Below are 16874 nucleotides of genomic sequence, written 5' to 3'. Positions count from 1 at the left end.
AAACCCAGAGCGCATTAACATTCTTTAACTCCTCAGTACCGTATTGGTTGAGCCTAGTGCGCTGAATTCACTATTTAGCGTCAAACGTTTAATGAGCTGAAGCATTACAGATTACCTGTTATCCACCCAAGGAAATAAAAATGAAAACAATCCAGAAAGTATCGACAAACCCATTGTCGCTTATCGCGACGGCAATCGTTGCACTATCCGCAGTAGCGTTACCAACTTCTGTATCACTTGCACAAGACAGGTTTGCAAATGTGGAAGTAACAGCAACGCCCATTAAAGGTGCTGTGCACATGCTAACGGGAATGGGCGGCAATATCGGCGTTTCTGCGGGTGACGATGGGGTTCTCATTATTGATGATCAGTTTGCTCCGCTTGCGGAAAAAATTGCAGCACAACTTGGCGAACTTGGCAGCGAGAAACCAAAGTATGTGATAAACACTCACTATCACGGTGACCACACCGGCTCGAATGCTTTTTTTCATAGCCATAAAGGTGCCACTATATTTGCTCATGAAAACGTTCGGGTACGTTTAGCGGGAGACGAAAACGTTGAGCCTGACGCGCTGCCAACAATAACGTACAAAGACGGCATCAAGATATATTTTAACAACGAGACGGTGCATGTGATGCACCTTCCCGTGGGTCATACCGATGGTGACAGTGTTGTATGGTTCGAGCAGCCCAACGTTATGCATACTGGTGACTTATTTTTTAACGGAATGTTTCCTTACATAGATCAAGGAGCAGGCGGCAATGTGGTAGGGTACATGGAGTCTGTACAGCATTTACTGACCAAGATAGACAATAACACCGTGATCATTCCCGGTCACGGTGATGTAGGTACCAAGGCAGAATACTCGACGTTCTTTAACATGATCAGCGAAACATTTGATTATGTAAAAGCCCTTAAGCAAGAAGGCAAGAGCCTTGATGAGGTAAAAACCATAGGGCTTGAAGATAAGTGGGCTAAGTGGAGCTGGAACTTCATCAACGAAGAAAAATGGATAAGCACGCTTTATAACGATGCTTAAATTGAATTAGCTTAAAATGTTACATGCTATATAGCATAAGCCTCTTTTACTACAAAAGTTAGCCCCTTTTCCTGTTACTCATAGGTCGAGGGGCGTCGGCCTCTGGGGTAAAGCGAAGCTCGTCGCATTCTTGAATAGCTTTTAAGCTCTTTTCACTCTTGGTCTTATTTTTAACAATATTGTTACATTAAGTTACCTTCGGCCTTTACTTGGGTAAAACGTTTACCTTAGAATGACTGCAAATTCCGCAAAGGCCTTATCCATGTTCACTCGCTCATTTTTATCTCGCATGCTTTTCACTTCGCTATCACCAATCTTGCTATTTGTAGCTGCTGCAAGTGCTTTCGCTACGCAGACAGCAGGGACTGAAGAAAGATATTCAACTCTGCCAAACGCTACGGCAGCAGGTATAAGCGCAACAGGTAAAGTTGAAATTGATGTTAAGGCGCTTTGGAGTGATCATAAAGTACTTAGTCAAAACAGACTGCCTGCACGTGCCCATTTTTTTGCTTTTACTACCGACCCAGGCACGTTCTCTTATACGCCATGGAAAAGTGAAGATTATTTAAGTTTAAATGGTGAGTGGGACTTCAGTTTGAGTGAGTCGCCAGACGCCGGCGCCACCGACTTTTATAAAAATACATTCGATACACAAGCATGGGAACACATTCAAGTACCGGGAAATTGGTCATTAAATGGCTATGGCAACCCTAATTATGTCAATATGCGCGCCGACTTTGGCAGTGCCTCAGATGACTTGTCCCTCGGTGAAATTCCAAAAGACAAAAATACCACTGGCCGCTATAAAAAACAGTTTACGCTGCCATCAGACTGGCACAGTAGCACCGTTATTGCCTATTTAGGCGCGGTAAAGTCTGCGTTCAAACTATGGGTAAATGGTCATTATGTGGGGTATTCTCAAGACAGTAAGACTGCAGCGGAATTCGATATTACCGAGTATGTAACTGCTGGAAGCAATGCGATGGCGATAGAAGTGTATCGCTGGTCAGATGGAAGCTACTTAGAACTTCAAGATATGTGGCGCTTAAGCGGTATAGAAAGAGACGTTTTTATTTATCGCACACCGAAAACCAGAATTCAGGATATAGCGACATCTGCATCGCTCAATAATACCTATACCGCTGGTACATTGGAGTCATCTATCACCATTACTGGCGATACACCTGACAAAGCGCGTGTACAGATGACCTTGTTTGATGATAGCGGCAATCCTGTTTTTGATCAAACCGAGGCTATCAACGGGAGCGCACAGCTAGCATCCTCAACACAATCACAGCATACAACTTACACTGTCGAATTTTCAAAAACGCAGATAGATAATATTGAGTTCTGGAATCACGAGACGCCTACTTTATATAACACGAGAGTGCAGTTGCTCGATGACAATAACATTACTAAGCAAGTTGTTTGGTTGCGGTTGGGCTTTCGCAAAAGCGAGCTGAAAGATGGCAATATACTCATTAATGGTCAGCCTGTTTTGTTTAAGGGTGTGAATAGGCATGAGCACGACCCTGTTACGGGCCACGTGATTTCACAAGAGTCGATGCGAAAAGATATTACGTTAATGAAGTCGCTTAATATTAACGCGGTGAGAAACTCACATTATCCCAACCATCCAATGTGGTATGCGTTAGCAGACGAGCTTGGTCTGTATGTTGTTGATGAGGCAAATATTGAATCGCACGGTATTGGCGCAGCTAACCAAGGTCATAGCTACAGCCCAGACCGTCATATGGTGAATATAGACTCGTGGAGACCGGCTTACGAGGATCGTATTCGCAATATGTACGAAGCTAGCAAAAACCATGCATCAGTTGTGATGTTGTCGCCAGGAAATGAGAGTGGTGATGGCCCCAATATCGAACACTTATACCATTGGCTTAAAGAAAGGACATCGCTGCCAGTTATGTCAGAGCAGGCTCAACTAAGGCCTCATACCGATATGTATGCACAGATGTATGCATCAATAGATTTGATGAAAAATTTCGTAGAAATCGGTAGCGATCGTCCTATGATTTTATGTGAATACGAACATGCGATGGGCAACTCAGTAGGTAATCTCAATGAATATTGGGCGTTAATACGCAAACATAAACCGCTACAAGGAGGGTTTATTTGGGATTGGGTAGACCAGACGATTACTACTGAAACCGCCTCAGGTATTGAGTTTCAAGGTTATGGCGGAGACTTTGAAGAAGACGGGCAGTATCACGACGGTAATTTTTCTGCGAATGGGCTGCTCACAGCGACTCGTCAATTACATCCTCATGCTCATGAAGTAAAGTATGTTTATCAAGATATGGATGTTGCCTTTACTTCTGCTCAGAGCAATGAAGTTATCATCGAAAATAGACGTTTTTTTACCTCTACTAATGATTTGCAGCTTCGGTGGGAATTACTGGCTGACGGTGAGGTAGTTGAAACTGGCGAAATAGATACCTTGTCCATTGCTCCTCGTGCGAAAAAAGCCATTGCGCTCTCTATAAACACCCAACGTCAAAAACACACTCGGTATCACCTGTCACTGTATTTCACGTTGAACAAGGCGACAAAGGCACTGCCTCAAGGGCACGAAATAGCAAAAGTACAGTTAGCGTATCCTGCAAATATCTCGAAAGTTCACTACGCTCAGCCTTTGCAAAATTTGAAGCATGGCGAAAAAATAAATGAAGAATTAGTTAACGAGCCGCAGACGAATGAAGGGCAGTTGGTTAAGGGTGCAAATCAATGGGTAATGCGCGCCAACAACACGCGCTATTCGATTGATACTCAATCGGGATGGTTATCATCCATTGAGGCTGATAACTATCAATTGCTTGAGTCACCATTAGTTCCTTGGTTCTGGCGCGCTCCTACCGACAATGACTATGGCGAGGGATTCCCAGAGAAAAGTGCGGTTTGGCAAGGTGTGGATAAGCGCGCTGAATTAGTCTCAATGACGTCTGAACGGATTAACGACGGCTACTCAGTGACTACCGAGCACTACTTTCCTTTGCTAGAGAGTCGTTATAAAACAACGTACCGCATAAACTCCTCTAGTTTAAACGTAGACGTTTGGCTTTTAGCCGCGCCTCACCGTTTTCAGGCAGCGCTTCCACGTATTGGACACCGACTGCAACTAAACGATGACTACAGCAAAGTATCGTGGTTTGGGCGAGGGCCCTTTGAAAGCTACTGGGACCGAAAATCAGCTGCCTTTTTCAAACGTTATAGCATGCCTATTTCTGATTTAGGTCATGATTACGTTCGTCCTCAAGAAAATGGGCATCGCACAGACGTTTACGAGGTAAGTTTTTATGCTGATGAATCGTTAAACAACAGTGCTACTACACGTCCGCACATTACTTTTACGGGCTCGCCAACCATTGGTTTTAATGCGGAATATCGCGATATTGAAGATTACGATGGGCTAACAAAAACAGGCTCTCACCCTCATGACATACCAAAGCAAAACTCGCCCTTTGTGAATATCGACTTTAAGCAGCGTGGGGTTGCTGGTACCGATTCGTGGATGAGTCCTCCACTGTTCAAATACACGTTGCCGTGGAGAGACTACCACTATAGCTTTAGTATTCAGGTGCAGTAACTAAAAGCACAGCCGCAGTAGCGGCTGTGTAACTATAATGAGCGTGTACATTGCTGGGCAAAGGATTGTGCTTAATCGGCTATAAATAAAGCATTTCATCGCGAGTAGGCGCAAGTACTCTTAGCACTTTATTTTGCAGTTGGTGGGGCACGTCTGCCTTATTCATTGCGTTAATAAGCAGGTCAACGGTGCGGTTAAAGTCGGCTTCAGTAATATTCATACCACCGTGCACTTGCTCCATAGTATCGCCTGAATACTCGCAGGGGCCGCCGGTGCGATGACATATTTGTTCACTTAATTTATCGATAAAGCGGTTAATATCTGCGCCATCAAAGTAAGCGAGAATAACGGGGTCGCGCTCAATCTCAACAACGAAGTTATCCACTATTTCCTCTACCTTTTTGCTGCCGCCTAGCTCTGAGTATACGCTTGATGATGGGGTAGCGTCCCCAACGGTTGTCGAGCAACCACTCAATCCGATAATTGCTAAAAAACTGATGAAGGGGAGAACACGATTTATCAACATAATATCACCATAATTGGCCATTTATTGAGAGATAGAGGCCGTTTTGATCTTGTGCACCTGCAATGCTGCCAAGCTCAGCCCAAGCAAGGGTAAGTGCAACGTGTTTGTTAGGGATATAGCTAACAAAGTAATCTACCCAATCATCTTCACCTAACCCTAAGTTATCAGGTTTCTGACGATATTCTGCGCCAATGGCAACGCTGCGCGAGAGCAATATGCCTGCTGAGGCTTCAAGCATCACTTCATAATCGTTGTTTTCAGCTCCGCCGAACCCCAGCAAACCAAGCTGGTTGGCTTTTGTGGCTCGCGCCGTTACATTCCACACCGCATTAAAGCCCGCTATAGCACCCAAATGAATTTTAGTCGCTGCAATATAATAGTCGGTACCGTTTGATGATGAATCAGCGCCAAGTAGCTCTGCTATTGCACCATCTTCAAGTCGTTTGTGTTGAAGGCCAACGCTGACTTGGGGTAAGCGGGAGTAAACCGCATCACCATAAAGACGGTATTTTACTCCGAATATATTTTGCCTGATGTCACCGCCAAGCTCTTTTAAGTCAAAACGCTGGTGGGCTGCACTTATTTCGATTCGGTCGTAGAAAGAGGCGGATACACCCATAACATTGAGACGGTAGCTGTCAAGGTCGACCTGTGTCATCACAGCATTAACCGATACTTGGTCTTGTGTATCGTAGCCAGCCAGCGTTGCCCAAGGCACAATTCCACCACCGCCGGAGCCTTCTACCTGTATTAGGCCAGCAGTACCGAGCAATTTGCCATCGCCAGCACTGGCTGTATTGTTGCAAAAAATCAATAAAAGGGCGGATAACATCGCCGTGCAGTGTTTCATTGTGATAACCAGTCAGTATGTTTGTTGTTTTTGTACCATTGCATAAATTGCTCTATCGATACGGGGCGAGAGATAAAGTAGCCTTGGGTATAATCACACCCCCATTGATTAAGCAACGATAGACTTGATAGCGTTTCGACGCCCTCAGCGATCACGTTTAAGTCGAAATTATGGGCTAAATCGATGATTGTTTTTACTATCTGTTGGTCACTTTGGTTTTTATCTAAATTCAGTACAAAGCTTTTATCTATTTTAAGTTCGTTAACGGGTAAGCTTTTTAAATACGATAGCGAAGAGTAACCCGTACCAAAATCATCAATGGCCAGAGCAAACCCTGCCTCGCGGTACAAACCAAGCTCACTGTATACCCCCTGCGCATCACTCACTAAATCACTTTCGGTAATTTCAAAGGAAAGTTGCGTAGGTGATAGCCCAGCTTCTGAGATACGAGATTTTATCTTTGGCAGTAGTGCCTTATTCAATATGTCTTTGGCTGATAGGTTAATGGCAACGCACAGCTCAACATTGTTATCAACAAACATTTTGGTGTCGTTAATGGCGCGCTTTATTACCCAGTCGGTAACGGCCCCTATTAGCCCTGCCTGTTCGGCAACTAATATGAATTCATCGGGGCCCACGAAACCAAGTGTTTTGCTGGTCCAGCGCATTAACGCTTCCGCATGGCTTATTGTGCTAGTGGCCAAACATAACTTGGGCTGATATACCAAGGAAAGTTCAGGACTATCGCGGTGCAGAGCCTGTTTTAATTCAGTAATAATGCTAATACGTCGAGTGTACTCAGCGTCGAAATCTGGACTGTAGCGAACGCGGTGATCTTGCAAATGACGGGCATGGTCTAACGTAATCGCCAGACGTTTTAATAGGGTGGAGGGATCGTCGGCGTCTTCCGGGCAGTGTAATTCACCAAAGGACAGCTTCAGTGTAATTACCACGCCTTCTGCGTAAATAGGCGCTTCTAGCTCGGTTTGAATAGCGGCCAAATCGTTGCTACTGAGCCTAGATTCGGGCATCCATAAAAACTCACCGCCATTGAGTCTTGCTGCCTTACCGCCAAGTTCATCTAAGCGCCCGGCTAAAGTGTGTAAGCACAAGTCGCCATTGTGATAACCAAACACATCATTGACATTTCGAAAACTCAGAATGTTTATTCCAATGACCCCAAAAGACTCTTTGTTATACAACCTTTTGTTAATAACATCGGCAATGTGATAGCGGTTGACTAGGCCCGTCAGCAAATCGTGGCTGGCTTGAAATTGAATTTGTTCTTCCCGCATTTGAATATTGCTTTGCATTGACTGAAAAGAGTCGGAAAGTGCCGCAATTTCTGTGGTGTGGGAAGTAACAAACGTTTTGTGGTTATACACACCTGCAGCTATTTCTTGCGATATTGTGGATAATCGGCGAAGAGGCTGTGATATCCGTTTTGCAAACAACGCTGCAATAATAAGCGATATTGCAAGAAGCAGGGCGGCAATGATACTAATTTGTTTTTGTAGTTTGGCAAACTCGGTTAATAAAGTCTGTGCACTCTCTGAAAGCTCTAGCGTAATTTTTGTATCATTATCACTGAATAATGGTATGTATTGCGTAATGAGTTGGGCTTGGTTTGAGGGAATAAAAGAGAGCCAAGAAAGTTCGTCTACGCCGTTAACACGCTTATAATTTTCTTGAGCGTTACTGAGTGTAGTTTGCTTAAAGATAATGTTGCCTTTTTCTTCTGCCACAATGGCGATTTCTGAAAGCGTAATCGATTTTAAACGAGCTAAAACGGGAGCATCAATTTTAAAGCCTATCGCAGCGACAGCGATGGGACTAGGTGCTTCGACAAGTAACAGCAGCACTTGATACAGCTCATTGTTAATCACAATAAATGCATTTTCGCCACCTTGTTGTAAAGCATTTTGCACTAATTGAGGATGGGGAAATTGCTGTCCAGCTTGCAATCCTTCGGAAGTGCTGCTGTTAATACTTCCCGATAACGATAGCAACGCCATCATGTCTGCGCCAACTCGCTTACCGTGATTTTCCAAGGTGCTCGTTATGGTGGCGTTATCTTGTGATGCTACTGCGCTTTTAAAGCCAAAATCATCAGTAAGTACACTTGCGTTGGTAAATAACTGCTCTTCACGATTACTGAAAACTTCTGCTACCACGTAGCGTGCAACCTCAAGGCTCTCGGCTAGTTCACGTTTAGCATGTTCAGTAGTAGACGACCACACGCTCAGCAGTATGGCTAGTGTTGACAGTAAGACCAACCCTGCTGCGAGTCTAAATACATGTTGATTGAGAGAGTAAGACTTCAATGGCTGTCTCAACCGCCAAAACGGTTAGAACCGAACGTGCGTTTTTGAGAAGGAGGTGCACGGCGAACCAATTCAACCTGAGCAGTAGCAGTTCCATTCTTGTCATTGAGCAATACTTTCACTTTTAAGCTGCCATCTAATGATAAATCTTCGTGCCACACTATCACACTTTCTGGCACTGACTGGTCAAAGCTCGCTACGCCGTTAACATCAGATACGCTGGTTATTTCCCCATCTGACACGTAAACATGCCCCACCATATCGTCATGTATATTACAGCCAAGGGTACCAATACCTGCCTTATCAAACAAAACAGGATCGACATTCGATCCTTTATACAACTTTATTTCGAATGGTTTGATGGGGGAGAAGCTATAAACGTGATGGCGTATATCATCACTATTGGGAAATTTGACCCTTTGGCCTTTTTGAATAGCAATAACGCGAGGTAAAAACTGCTTATCCACTTGGTCCATAATGGCCACCTGCTCACCATCGCCTTGGGCATTAGTGATAGAAGCGTGCTCGGCAGTTTCTTGGTGAGTAACGGCAGGTGCACTAGGAGAAGCTTCCAATCTGTCAGTACTAGGTAGAAAAGCGACCACAGCATTACTGACGGGCTTGTTGTCTTGGTCGATTACCAACACATTATGTATTGCTGCAGCACAAAAAAACGTGTGGCCGAACAACGATAGAAATACAACAGCATGTTTGATCACGTTTTTGTTCCTTACCCGCTATTCTTTTTTGTTAAACATAGCAGCATTTATGCTCTGGCGTACACTAAAAATATAAACAATAATCCTGAGTTGATTAGCGTCTCTATGTTTTGATCATATAAATATTACCGTTTCAGTGTTGGTATGGCTACTTGGAAAATGTCTGAATAAAAAGCTGCTCTACTTTGTCTCTCGCCCACTGAGTTTTGCGCAAGAACTTCAACGACGATTTAATTGATGGATCATTTTGAAAGCAATTAATGCGAATGCGATAGTATAAACCTTCCCATCCATAGCGCTCGTGAAGCTGCGTGACGATTCTTTCAAGGGTCAGTCCGTGAAGGGGGTTATTGGGTTGTTCGTTCAAGTGGACACCACACAATTAAAATAAACGATATAATATCACGACCATAAATGCATTCGTACACCCCTGTTTGGGTTAATTGACGTTTGTCATTTTGATGTAGTAACTGCAAACCATTTCACAACCCCCTGATTAGGAGGTTCGCTGACTTCGTTTCTTCGAAAGAGAGCAATCGGCTTAAATAAAAAGCACAACAGGCCTTGGCATAAAAAGACGATACTACTTTTGTATTGTTAACCGATGGGAAGTTGGCTTTTAGGGTATTTCACTCTCACATCTTTAGGGCTTGCAATCATGTAGGCTATCGTCAGAGGGCCAAGTCTACCCATATACATCAATAAAATAATGATGACTTCGCCGGTTTGTGAAAGTTCGCCAGTTATTCCTCTAGAAAGTCCTACTGTGCCAAGGGCTGAAACCACCTCAAACACAACATCAAGAAAATCAGCCTCTTCCGTGATTAATAAACCAAAGATAGCTATCCAGGTTATGCCTGCCGATATAAGTGTGAAAGCTAAGGCCTTTTTAACTGTATCGTCAGTAATGGCTTTGCCGTAAAGGGTGGGGGCGGGACCGCGGCGTAGATAATTGACTGTAGCAAGTAAAAGCACAATAAATGTCACCACTTTTATGCCGCTTGCTGTACTCATAGATCCTCCCCCAATAAACATAAGCAAGAGCATTAGTGTCGTTGTTGCATCTTCCAGTGATGCGATATCCAGCGTGTTGAAGCCCGCGGTTCTTGGAGTTACGGCTTGGAACCAAGACGCCCAGAATGTTGAATTAGCATCAAGTGCCGCCAAGGTATTCACATTATTTTTTTCAATCCAGTAAATGAGCACGAGCGCAATGACATTAATGACAACTGTGCCGCTTACCATCGTTTTGGTGTAGACAGACAACGTTTGCCAAGTCCGTTTTTTCAGTAATTCTAGCCACACTGAAAAGCCCAAGCCGCCAATAATAAAAAGACCGGTAATGGTAAGGTTAATGACAGGGTCGCCAACATAAGCGCTTAGACTATCTGGACTTAGTGCAAACCCAGCGTTATTAAAAGCTGAGACGGTATAGAAAAAGGCGTGAAACAATGCATCAGCCCACGTTTTTTCTTGTAACCAATAAATCGAAAGGATACTAAACCCAATAAATTCAACTATGAAGGCAAATGCTAAGACGGATTTAGCAGTGGACACTAAAGTGGTTAAATTAGTTTGGTTGAAGGCTTCTTTTATTGCAGATTGTTGCAAAAAACTTATCTTACCGCCAAGCGCGATAAGTGTGACGACCGCAAACGTCATGAGTCCCAATCCGCCAATTTGGATCAGAATAGCGATAACGGTTTGTCCAAGAACTGTAAACGTTGAACCTGTATCAACAATCACAAGCCCTGTTACCGTAACGGCTGATGTCGCGGTAAAAAAGCTTTCTATCCAAGATATTGGGGTGACAGACATTCCTGGTAGCATTAGTACGGCAGTGCCAACTAAAATAATGCCTAAAAAACTCAGCGATAGTATGAGCGGTGGTGCAGCCTGAACGCTTCTAACATTATTTGATTTACGGTTTGGAATACGATGGTGAGGGCTCCAGCGGTGCACTATTTAAGCCTCGGCGCAATACGAACTAAGGCATTTCGAGTGCCACATAAAATGACGGTGTCCCCAGCTATTAGAACAAAGTCACCGTTAAGTGCGGTAAAAATCTCTTTATTTCGTTTAACGAGTAAGCAGTTTATGAATGCGTCAAACCCCTCTAGCAGCTGATTGATGCTGCAGGACGTAAAAACCGCGGAAAGGTTAACGCTAACAATGTACGTGCTATGACCGATCCCAATATAGTCGCTCACCATAGGATAATGTAAAGCTTGCGCGACCCGCGCGCCCATTTCTTCCTCTGGATGAATAATGCGGGTCACCCCAAGCTTAGATAAAATAGTATGGTGTGCTGATGTATTTGCTTTAACCCAAATGTCTTGCACACCCAGGTTTTTAATGTGAAGTGTACACAACAAGCTTGCTTCCATATCTTCACCAATGGCTACCAAGACTGCCTCGCTTTGACATAAATTGAGCTCTTCTAATGCGCGTTCATCGGCTGCATCACAGGTCAATGTTTGGGTGAGTACATCGGCATATTGCTCAATAATTTTTTCGTCTTTATCAATTCCGGTGACCGTATGCCCCATATGAATGAGCTCTGTGCTTGCGGTCAAGCCGAAACGACCTAATCCGATAACGGTAAAATGTGCCATAGTGTTACTCTCTATTGTCGATGTGGAATCGGTATCCTCGCCCAGGAACAGTTTCTATCAACTGGTTGTTAGCGGTATAGCGGTTTAGCTTTTTTCGCAGTTGGCTAATTAAAATGCGAAGGTAATGGGCGTCTTCAGAGTGATGAATTCCCCATACGGCGCGAATAAGTTGTTGCTGGCTAATAATTGTATTCGGCGTGTGAAGGAGTAAATCGATAATTTGCAACTCTTTAGGTGATAATGTGATGTCATTTCCATTAATGCTGAGTACTGATTCAACAGTGTCTAATGTGATGTTTTTAAAACGGCGTATAGGCTTATTGGCGGTCAACAGTGGTGAGAAATCTCGAAGAAGAACATTCACCCGCGCCACAAGCTCTTTAATGCCAAAAGGTTTACTAACGTAATCATTTGCCCCTAAGGAAAGTAGTGAAACTTTATCTTCTTCAGCGTGGCGAGCTGAAAGTACCAAAACTGGCACTTTTGATGTTTCACGCAGCCGTTTTAACACATCTTTTCCGTCACCATCAGGTAACCCTAAATCAAGAATAATTAAGTCGGGTTGTGTATTCACAGCAAGGAGTAACCCGTGTTTTACTGAGCCGGCTTCGTTACAGTGGTGCCCTTCTGCCGTCAACGCAATACTTACCATTCTGACGATATTGGGTTCATCGTCGATAATAAGAATGTTGCTCATAATTTCTCCTTCTTTGACAAGGGCAGCTCGATGGTTGCGCACAGTCCTGAAGAAGTGTTGTTGAGCGATATTTTACCACCGTGTGCCGTAACAATTGCGCGGGCAACGTTTAGCCCTAACCCTACTCCTCCTGTACCAACATCGCCTAATCTCGATGTAGAGAACAGCGTAAACGGCGCTTCCATATCGTTATTTGCTATTCCTTCCCCATAGTCAAAAATTGCAATAAGAGCATGTTTTGCTGGTGAACTTATAACAATATCTACATTATCTTTGGTGTATTTAAGAGCATTATCGATAACGTTGTAAATGGCTTGCTGCATTAACTGACTATTCGCCTCGATAGTTAACTGCTGGGTATGATTTTTAAGCGAAATTCTGTTGTTATCGAATCGCTTTTTAAGTGCTACAAGCATGTCAAAAACATCAGTATTCTCCTTTACTGTTAAAAGCTCACCATGCTGTATTTTGGTCGCCAGTAAAAGATTTTCTATGTAGTGGTGCAGTCTTTGCCCTTCTTCTAACGCGCCTTGTACAAGCGCCTGTTTTTGTTGCTCTGGCAATGCGTATTGTTGGAGTGTTTCCATTGAGCCAATGATAGTGGAAAGAGGAGTACGCAAGTCATGAGAGACAGAGCGTAAAATATCTGTTTGCAGTTGCGCTTGTCGCAATGCTTTTTGTTGTTTCCGATAAAAATTCACCAACTCACTGCTAATGAGCGCAACAACGACAAACGTAAAAAAGTTGATGGCATCCTCTACATTGCTCATATGAAACGAATACCGAGGCTGAGTGAAGAAATAGTTAAAGCATAGTGCGCTTACCAGTGCGGCAGCAATGCCGTGGTATTGATTAAATAAAAGTGAAACACATACAGTACTTAATTGAAGTACCAGTAAAATGCCGCCAAGAGGGAGAAACCATTGGCTGAGAAAAACACAGCCAAGTACCGATAGTGTTACTATGATAAGCGCAGCAAAGCATTGTCTCAGTACAGTGTGATGCATATAAGTAGTGTAATGAATGTGACTATCTTTACGTTAGCAACAAACGGGGCGATATTAACGTAAAAATTACGTAAAATTTATTGTTAATGCCTGAGTTTAGGATAGTAAAGAGAGGTACTTTAGTGTTTTTTTCAATTTGAATAGCGACTAAAGCGTGTATATGTTCTTATTTATATTAATAGAAATACCAGAGCCAAAAGAAGAAAGCGATGTGTGAACTGCTTGGCATGAGTGCCAATACACCAACAGATTTGTGTTTCAGCTTTACCGGGCTTACCCGCCGTGGTGGTGAAACTGGCCCGCATAAAGATGGGTGGGGAGTGGCATTTTACGAAGGTAAAGGCGTAAGGATGTTTCACGACCCAGAGCCTAGCGCTACATCACCCATTGCAGATTTTGTTTCTACGTTACCTATCAAAAGTAAAACCGCCATCTGCCATATTCGACAAGCGAACGTAGGCAACATCACCTTGGCGAATACGCATCCTTTTGCCCGTGAGCTTTGGGGTGAATATTGGGTGTTTGCGCATAACGGCCAAATACCCAGCTTTTCTGCTGCAAAAGGTATGTATGAGCCTGTGGGCGATACCGACAGTGAAGCCATGTTTTGCGACATTATTAACCACGTACGACAACATTTACCGCGAGACACATCGCCCCTGCAATTGGTCGAGTCTCTTGTTTCATTAGCTCAAGCCTATGCCAAGCAAGGTGTTTTTAATTGTTTATTGGGTAACGGCGATTGGCTGTTTACGTTTTGCAGTACAAAATTAGCGAGTATTACCCGAAGAGCACCGTTTGGGGCAGCATGTTTAAAGGATGTAGAAGTAGCCATTGATTTTGCAGCTGAGACCACACCGAAAGACGTGGTGAGTATTATTGCCACAGAGCCCCTAACCAATGATGAGCAGTGGGATATTTATGAGCGAGGGGAATGGAAACTGTGGCAAGACGGGGAAGTGATTGCGGCAGGCAAAGTAGATGTGCCCGAACATAAAAAAGAGTCTGAAATGGTATCTCCCGACCCAGATATTGAAAGAGAACCGTCAGCTGATGAGAACCAAGGCTAACGCTCTTTTTTATTCTCTTCAATATCCCTTTTTTACCACGTCCATTATCACATCCTTTACTACACTCTTAACTACATCGTAGCGAGCGGGCAGCGCGGCATGCGGTGCCTGAACGCAGTAAAGAGGTTCGGTCACATCATTTTTAGGTGTATACATCACAAGCTCATTTGCCACGTCAACAAACTCTAGCGTGCTGCTTGGTAACACAGTAAAACCAAGCCCTTTACTCACTGGAATAAGAATTTGAGAGAGTTGGTTTACATAACCTGAATGCTTAAGTTTACTCGGGTTAATAAGCGCTAGGTCTGCTTCTCCGCTATCTTTAATGTAGCGCTGCAAATAATGCACGGCGTCGGGATGATTAATCAGCCCCAATGTATTGAGCGTGTCGACGATATTGTTTGCGCTGTATTTATTAAGGCGCGTGCCTTTGCGCTTTCCTTTTATGGTAAGAAAGGAGCTAGGTAAAATAAGCCCTAACGGCTCTTCACCTAGATAGGTGCAGGATACGTCTTCTGTGTTGGGCATATTAGTCACTATGCCGAGTTCAAACGTCCCGTTATTGATACCGGAAAGAATGGTTCTTCTAGGCGCAACTTCAAGATGAATGTTAAGTGCCGTGTGCTGCGTTTGCAATGCGACAAGAGCAGGGTAGATACGCTGAGCAATGGCACCTGAGCAAGCGACGATACATTTACCCTCGTAAGGCTCATCAAACTTTAAACTGGCAATAAAGTGTTGCTCTTGCTGCTGTTGAGCTTTGGCATATTCGAACACTCGTCGTCCCTGCTCGGTAAGCTGAATGCCTTTACCCAGGCGAATAACTAATTCACAGCCACACGTTTCTTCAAGCTTTTTTAGGTGCTGGCTTACGCCGGGCTGTGTCATAAAGCGCTGTTCAGCAGTGCGGGTAAAGTGGCCAGTTTCTGCCAGTGTGATAAAGGTGTCTAACCAAATAGGATTAAGCATGGCTATAATTTTAAATTATCAAAATAAAAAATAATGATAATTTCAAGTTTTGCTTTTGTCTAGCTATCATCACTTCACGTTGACTCACAGGCATCATTGAGTGGCTGGCATCATTGAATGGCTTGGGTTTCTTTCTATTATTGTGTAACGCAGCAATGCGTTAAAAGGAATAAGTGATGACTGAAGCAGTAAAAACACCGTATCCACGTACGTTTTCTCATATTGGGCTATCGGTTCCCGATTTAGACGCCGCCATTAAGTTTTACACCGAAGTACTAGGTTGGTACTTGATCATGAAGCCAACAGAAATTCTAGAAGATGATTCTGCCATTGGTGAAATGTGTACCGACGTGTTTGGTGCTGGCTGGGAAAAATTTCGCATAGCTCACTTATCCACTGGAGACAGAGTAGGGGTGGAAATATTCGAATTTAAAGATCAGCAAAACCCAGAGGATAACTTTGAGTACTGGAAAACCGGCATCTTTCACTTTTGTGTTCAAGACCCTGATGTTGAAGGCCTTGCGGACAAAATTGTCGCCGCTGGTGGTAAAAAGCGTATGAAAGCGCCGCGTTACTACTACCCTGGTGAAAAGCCATACCGCATGATTTACATGGAAGACCCGTTTGGCAACATTATTGAAATTTACAGCCATAGCTATGAACTTCACTATGCTAGCGGCGCTTACGAGTAAGCGTTAATTCATTATCTAGGCTAAAACTGACGCCGTCGCTCCCGCTTTAAATACACAGAATGTTAGATGGCGGAAACAAGCGCGGCGTCTGTTGCAATTAACCATAGCGCCCAGACACATAGGGGTTGGTTGCCCTCTCTGTGGCAATTGTGGTGGTAGGTCCATGACCTGGATAAATGGTCATCAAATCAGGAAGTGTTAGGATCTTTTGCTTAATTGAGCTTATCAACTGCTGCTGATCGCCCTGCGGGAAGTCAGTTCGACCAATGGAGCCAGCAAAAATAATATCCCCAACAATCACCTTATTACTCGTGCGTTCAACCAGCGCGACATGTCCGGGTGTATGCCCAGGGCAATGCAATACATCTAACGTTATACTGCCAACCGTAATGGTGTCGTTGTCATTCAGCCATTGGGTAGGCTCAAAGGGCGAAGCAGGTGGAAAGCCAAACATCTGACTTTGCTGCATCAGGGCATCTAACCAAAACTTATCGCCCTTATGTGGGCCAATAATGGGCACATTAAAATGTGACGCTATTTCTACGGTACCGCCAACATGGTCGAGGTGACCATGGGTAAGTAGTATTTTATCAATATCAACGTGGTTATCGTTTGCCGCTTTGATCAATTGGTCTACGTTACCACCGGGGTCGACAAAGGCGCCTTTCATAGATTTCGGGTCCCAAATTAGGGAACAATTTTGAGCGAATGGGGTAACGGGTATAACAACAATTTCCACAATATTTCTCTTATCTTCT

General features: G+C 43.9%; 15 protein-coding genes. 4 read left to right on the top strand and 11 right to left on the bottom strand.

Going from position 1 to position 16874, the window contains the following annotated elements:
* Positions 1–140 precede the first annotated feature (140 nt).
* Both ACOJR9_RS16090 and ACOJR9_RS16085 read left to right on the top strand, forming a co-directional pair.
* A complete protein-coding gene (locus tag ACOJR9_RS16090) occupies positions 141–1040 on the top strand; it encodes an MBL fold metallo-hydrolase (protein WP_420933927.1) in 900 nt (299 codons plus the stop codon).
* Positions 1041–1272: 232 nt separating this feature from the next.
* The gene (locus tag ACOJR9_RS16085; protein ID WP_420933926.1) at positions 1273–4647 is read left to right on the top strand and encodes a glycoside hydrolase family 2 TIM barrel-domain containing protein; all 3375 of its coding nucleotides are present in this window, start codon (positions 1273–1275) and stop codon (positions 4645–4647) included.
* A gap of 79 nt (positions 4648–4726) precedes the next feature.
* Here ACOJR9_RS16085 and ACOJR9_RS16080 read toward each other — a convergent pair whose 3' ends face one another.
* From ACOJR9_RS16080 to ACOJR9_RS16040, 9 genes are all read right to left on the bottom strand, one after another.
* Positions 4727–5173, bottom strand: a complete 447-nt coding sequence (locus ACOJR9_RS16080; protein ID WP_420933925.1) for a group I truncated hemoglobin — start codon at positions 5171–5173, stop codon at positions 4727–4729.
* Between the two features lie 4 nt (positions 5174–5177).
* Positions 5178–6023, bottom strand: coding sequence for a DUF3034 family protein (locus ACOJR9_RS16075; RefSeq protein ID WP_420933924.1), 846 nt, complete (start codon positions 6021–6023; stop codon positions 5178–5180).
* Positions 6020–8347: an EAL domain-containing protein gene (locus tag ACOJR9_RS16070; protein WP_420933923.1), complete on the bottom strand. Its 2328-nt coding sequence runs from the start codon at positions 8345–8347 to the stop codon at positions 6020–6022. The genes ACOJR9_RS16075 and ACOJR9_RS16070 overlap by 4 nt, the downstream gene beginning before the upstream one ends.
* Positions 8348–8355: 8 nt before the next feature.
* Complete coding sequence (locus tag ACOJR9_RS16065) at positions 8356–9066, bottom strand: methylamine utilization protein (RefSeq protein ID WP_420933922.1); 711 nt, start codon at positions 9064–9066, stop codon at positions 8356–8358.
* Between the two features lie 148 nt (positions 9067–9214).
* Positions 9215–9433 carry a VF530 family DNA-binding protein gene (locus tag ACOJR9_RS16060; protein WP_420933921.1) on the bottom strand — a complete coding sequence of 73 codons (219 nt, stop codon included), beginning with the start codon at positions 9431–9433 and terminating at the stop codon, positions 9215–9217.
* Between the two features lie 230 nt (positions 9434–9663).
* Entirely contained in the window at positions 9664–11028 is a 1365-nt protein-coding gene (locus ACOJR9_RS16055; RefSeq protein WP_420933920.1) for a TrkH family potassium uptake protein, read from the bottom strand.
* Entirely contained in the window at positions 11028–11681 is a 654-nt protein-coding gene (locus ACOJR9_RS16050) for a potassium channel family protein (protein ID WP_420933919.1), read from the bottom strand. Before ACOJR9_RS16050 ends, ACOJR9_RS16055 begins: the two co-directional genes overlap by 1 nt.
* A gap of 4 nt (positions 11682–11685) precedes the next feature.
* Entirely contained in the window at positions 11686–12378 is a 693-nt protein-coding gene (locus ACOJR9_RS16045) for a response regulator (protein WP_420933918.1), read from the bottom strand.
* Positions 12375–13385, bottom strand: a complete 1011-nt coding sequence (locus ACOJR9_RS16040; protein WP_420933917.1) for a sensor histidine kinase — start codon at positions 13383–13385, stop codon at positions 12375–12377. The genes ACOJR9_RS16045 and ACOJR9_RS16040 overlap by 4 nt, the downstream gene beginning before the upstream one ends.
* A gap of 209 nt (positions 13386–13594) precedes the next feature.
* On the opposite strand from ACOJR9_RS16040, the gene ACOJR9_RS16035 reads away from it, so the two are divergent.
* On the top strand, positions 13595–14455 hold the full coding sequence (locus ACOJR9_RS16035) for a class II glutamine amidotransferase (RefSeq protein WP_420933916.1): 861 nt from the start codon (positions 13595–13597) through the stop codon (positions 14453–14455).
* Between the two features lie 18 nt (positions 14456–14473).
* Here the strand turns inward: ACOJR9_RS16035 and ACOJR9_RS16030 are convergent, their stop codons facing one another.
* On the bottom strand, positions 14474–15424 hold the full coding sequence (locus tag ACOJR9_RS16030) for a LysR family transcriptional regulator (protein ID WP_420933915.1): 951 nt from the start codon (positions 15422–15424) through the stop codon (positions 14474–14476).
* Between the two features lie 176 nt (positions 15425–15600).
* On the opposite strand from ACOJR9_RS16030, the gene ACOJR9_RS16025 reads away from it, so the two are divergent.
* Positions 15601–16116, top strand: a complete 516-nt coding sequence (locus ACOJR9_RS16025) for a lactoylglutathione lyase family protein (protein ID WP_420933914.1) — start codon at positions 15601–15603, stop codon at positions 16114–16116.
* 97 nt (positions 16117–16213) lie between these two features.
* On the opposite strand, the gene ACOJR9_RS16020 is transcribed toward ACOJR9_RS16025, so the two are convergent.
* On the bottom strand, positions 16214–16855 hold the full coding sequence (locus ACOJR9_RS16020) for an MBL fold metallo-hydrolase (protein WP_420933913.1): 642 nt from the start codon (positions 16853–16855) through the stop codon (positions 16214–16216).
* Positions 16856–16874: the final 19 nt, after the last annotated feature.

This window comes from Alteromonas ulvae (assembly GCF_048987005.1).
Classification (GTDB): domain Bacteria; phylum Pseudomonadota; class Gammaproteobacteria; order Enterobacterales; family Alteromonadaceae; genus Alteromonas.
The sequence above is the reverse complement of the archived record's forward strand: the minus strand, read 5'-3'. Positions and strand labels throughout refer to the sequence as shown.

Excerpts from the sequence above, each read along its gene's own strand:
- ACOJR9_RS16090 (WP_420933927.1), top strand. The coding sequence starts at position 141 with ATGAAAACAATCCAGAAAGTATCGACAAACCCATTGTCGCTTATCGCG.
- ACOJR9_RS16085 (WP_420933926.1), top strand. The coding sequence starts at position 1,273 with ATGACTGCAAATTCCGCAAAGGCCTTATCCATGTTCACTCGCTCATTT.
- ACOJR9_RS16080 (WP_420933925.1), bottom strand. The coding sequence starts at position 5,173 with ATGTTGATAAATCGTGTTCTCCCCTTCATCAGTTTTTTAGCAATTATC.
- ACOJR9_RS16075 (WP_420933924.1), bottom strand. The coding sequence starts at position 6,023 with ATGAAACACTGCACGGCGATGTTATCCGCCCTTTTATTGATTTTTTGC.
- ACOJR9_RS16050 (WP_420933919.1), bottom strand. The coding sequence starts at position 11,681 with ATGGCACATTTTACCGTTATCGGATTAGGTCGTTTCGGCTTGACCGCA.
- ACOJR9_RS16045 (WP_420933918.1), bottom strand. The coding sequence starts at position 12,378 with ATGAGCAACATTCTTATTATCGACGATGAACCCAATATCGTCAGAATG.
- ACOJR9_RS16040 (WP_420933917.1), bottom strand. The coding sequence starts at position 13,385 with ATGCATCACACTGTACTGAGACAATGCTTTGCTGCGCTTATCATAGTA.
- ACOJR9_RS16035 (WP_420933916.1), top strand. The coding sequence starts at position 13,595 with ATGTGTGAACTGCTTGGCATGAGTGCCAATACACCAACAGATTTGTGT.
- ACOJR9_RS16030 (WP_420933915.1), bottom strand. The coding sequence starts at position 15,424 with ATGCTTAATCCTATTTGGTTAGACACCTTTATCACACTGGCAGAAACT.
- ACOJR9_RS16025 (WP_420933914.1), top strand. The coding sequence starts at position 15,601 with ATGACTGAAGCAGTAAAAACACCGTATCCACGTACGTTTTCTCATATT.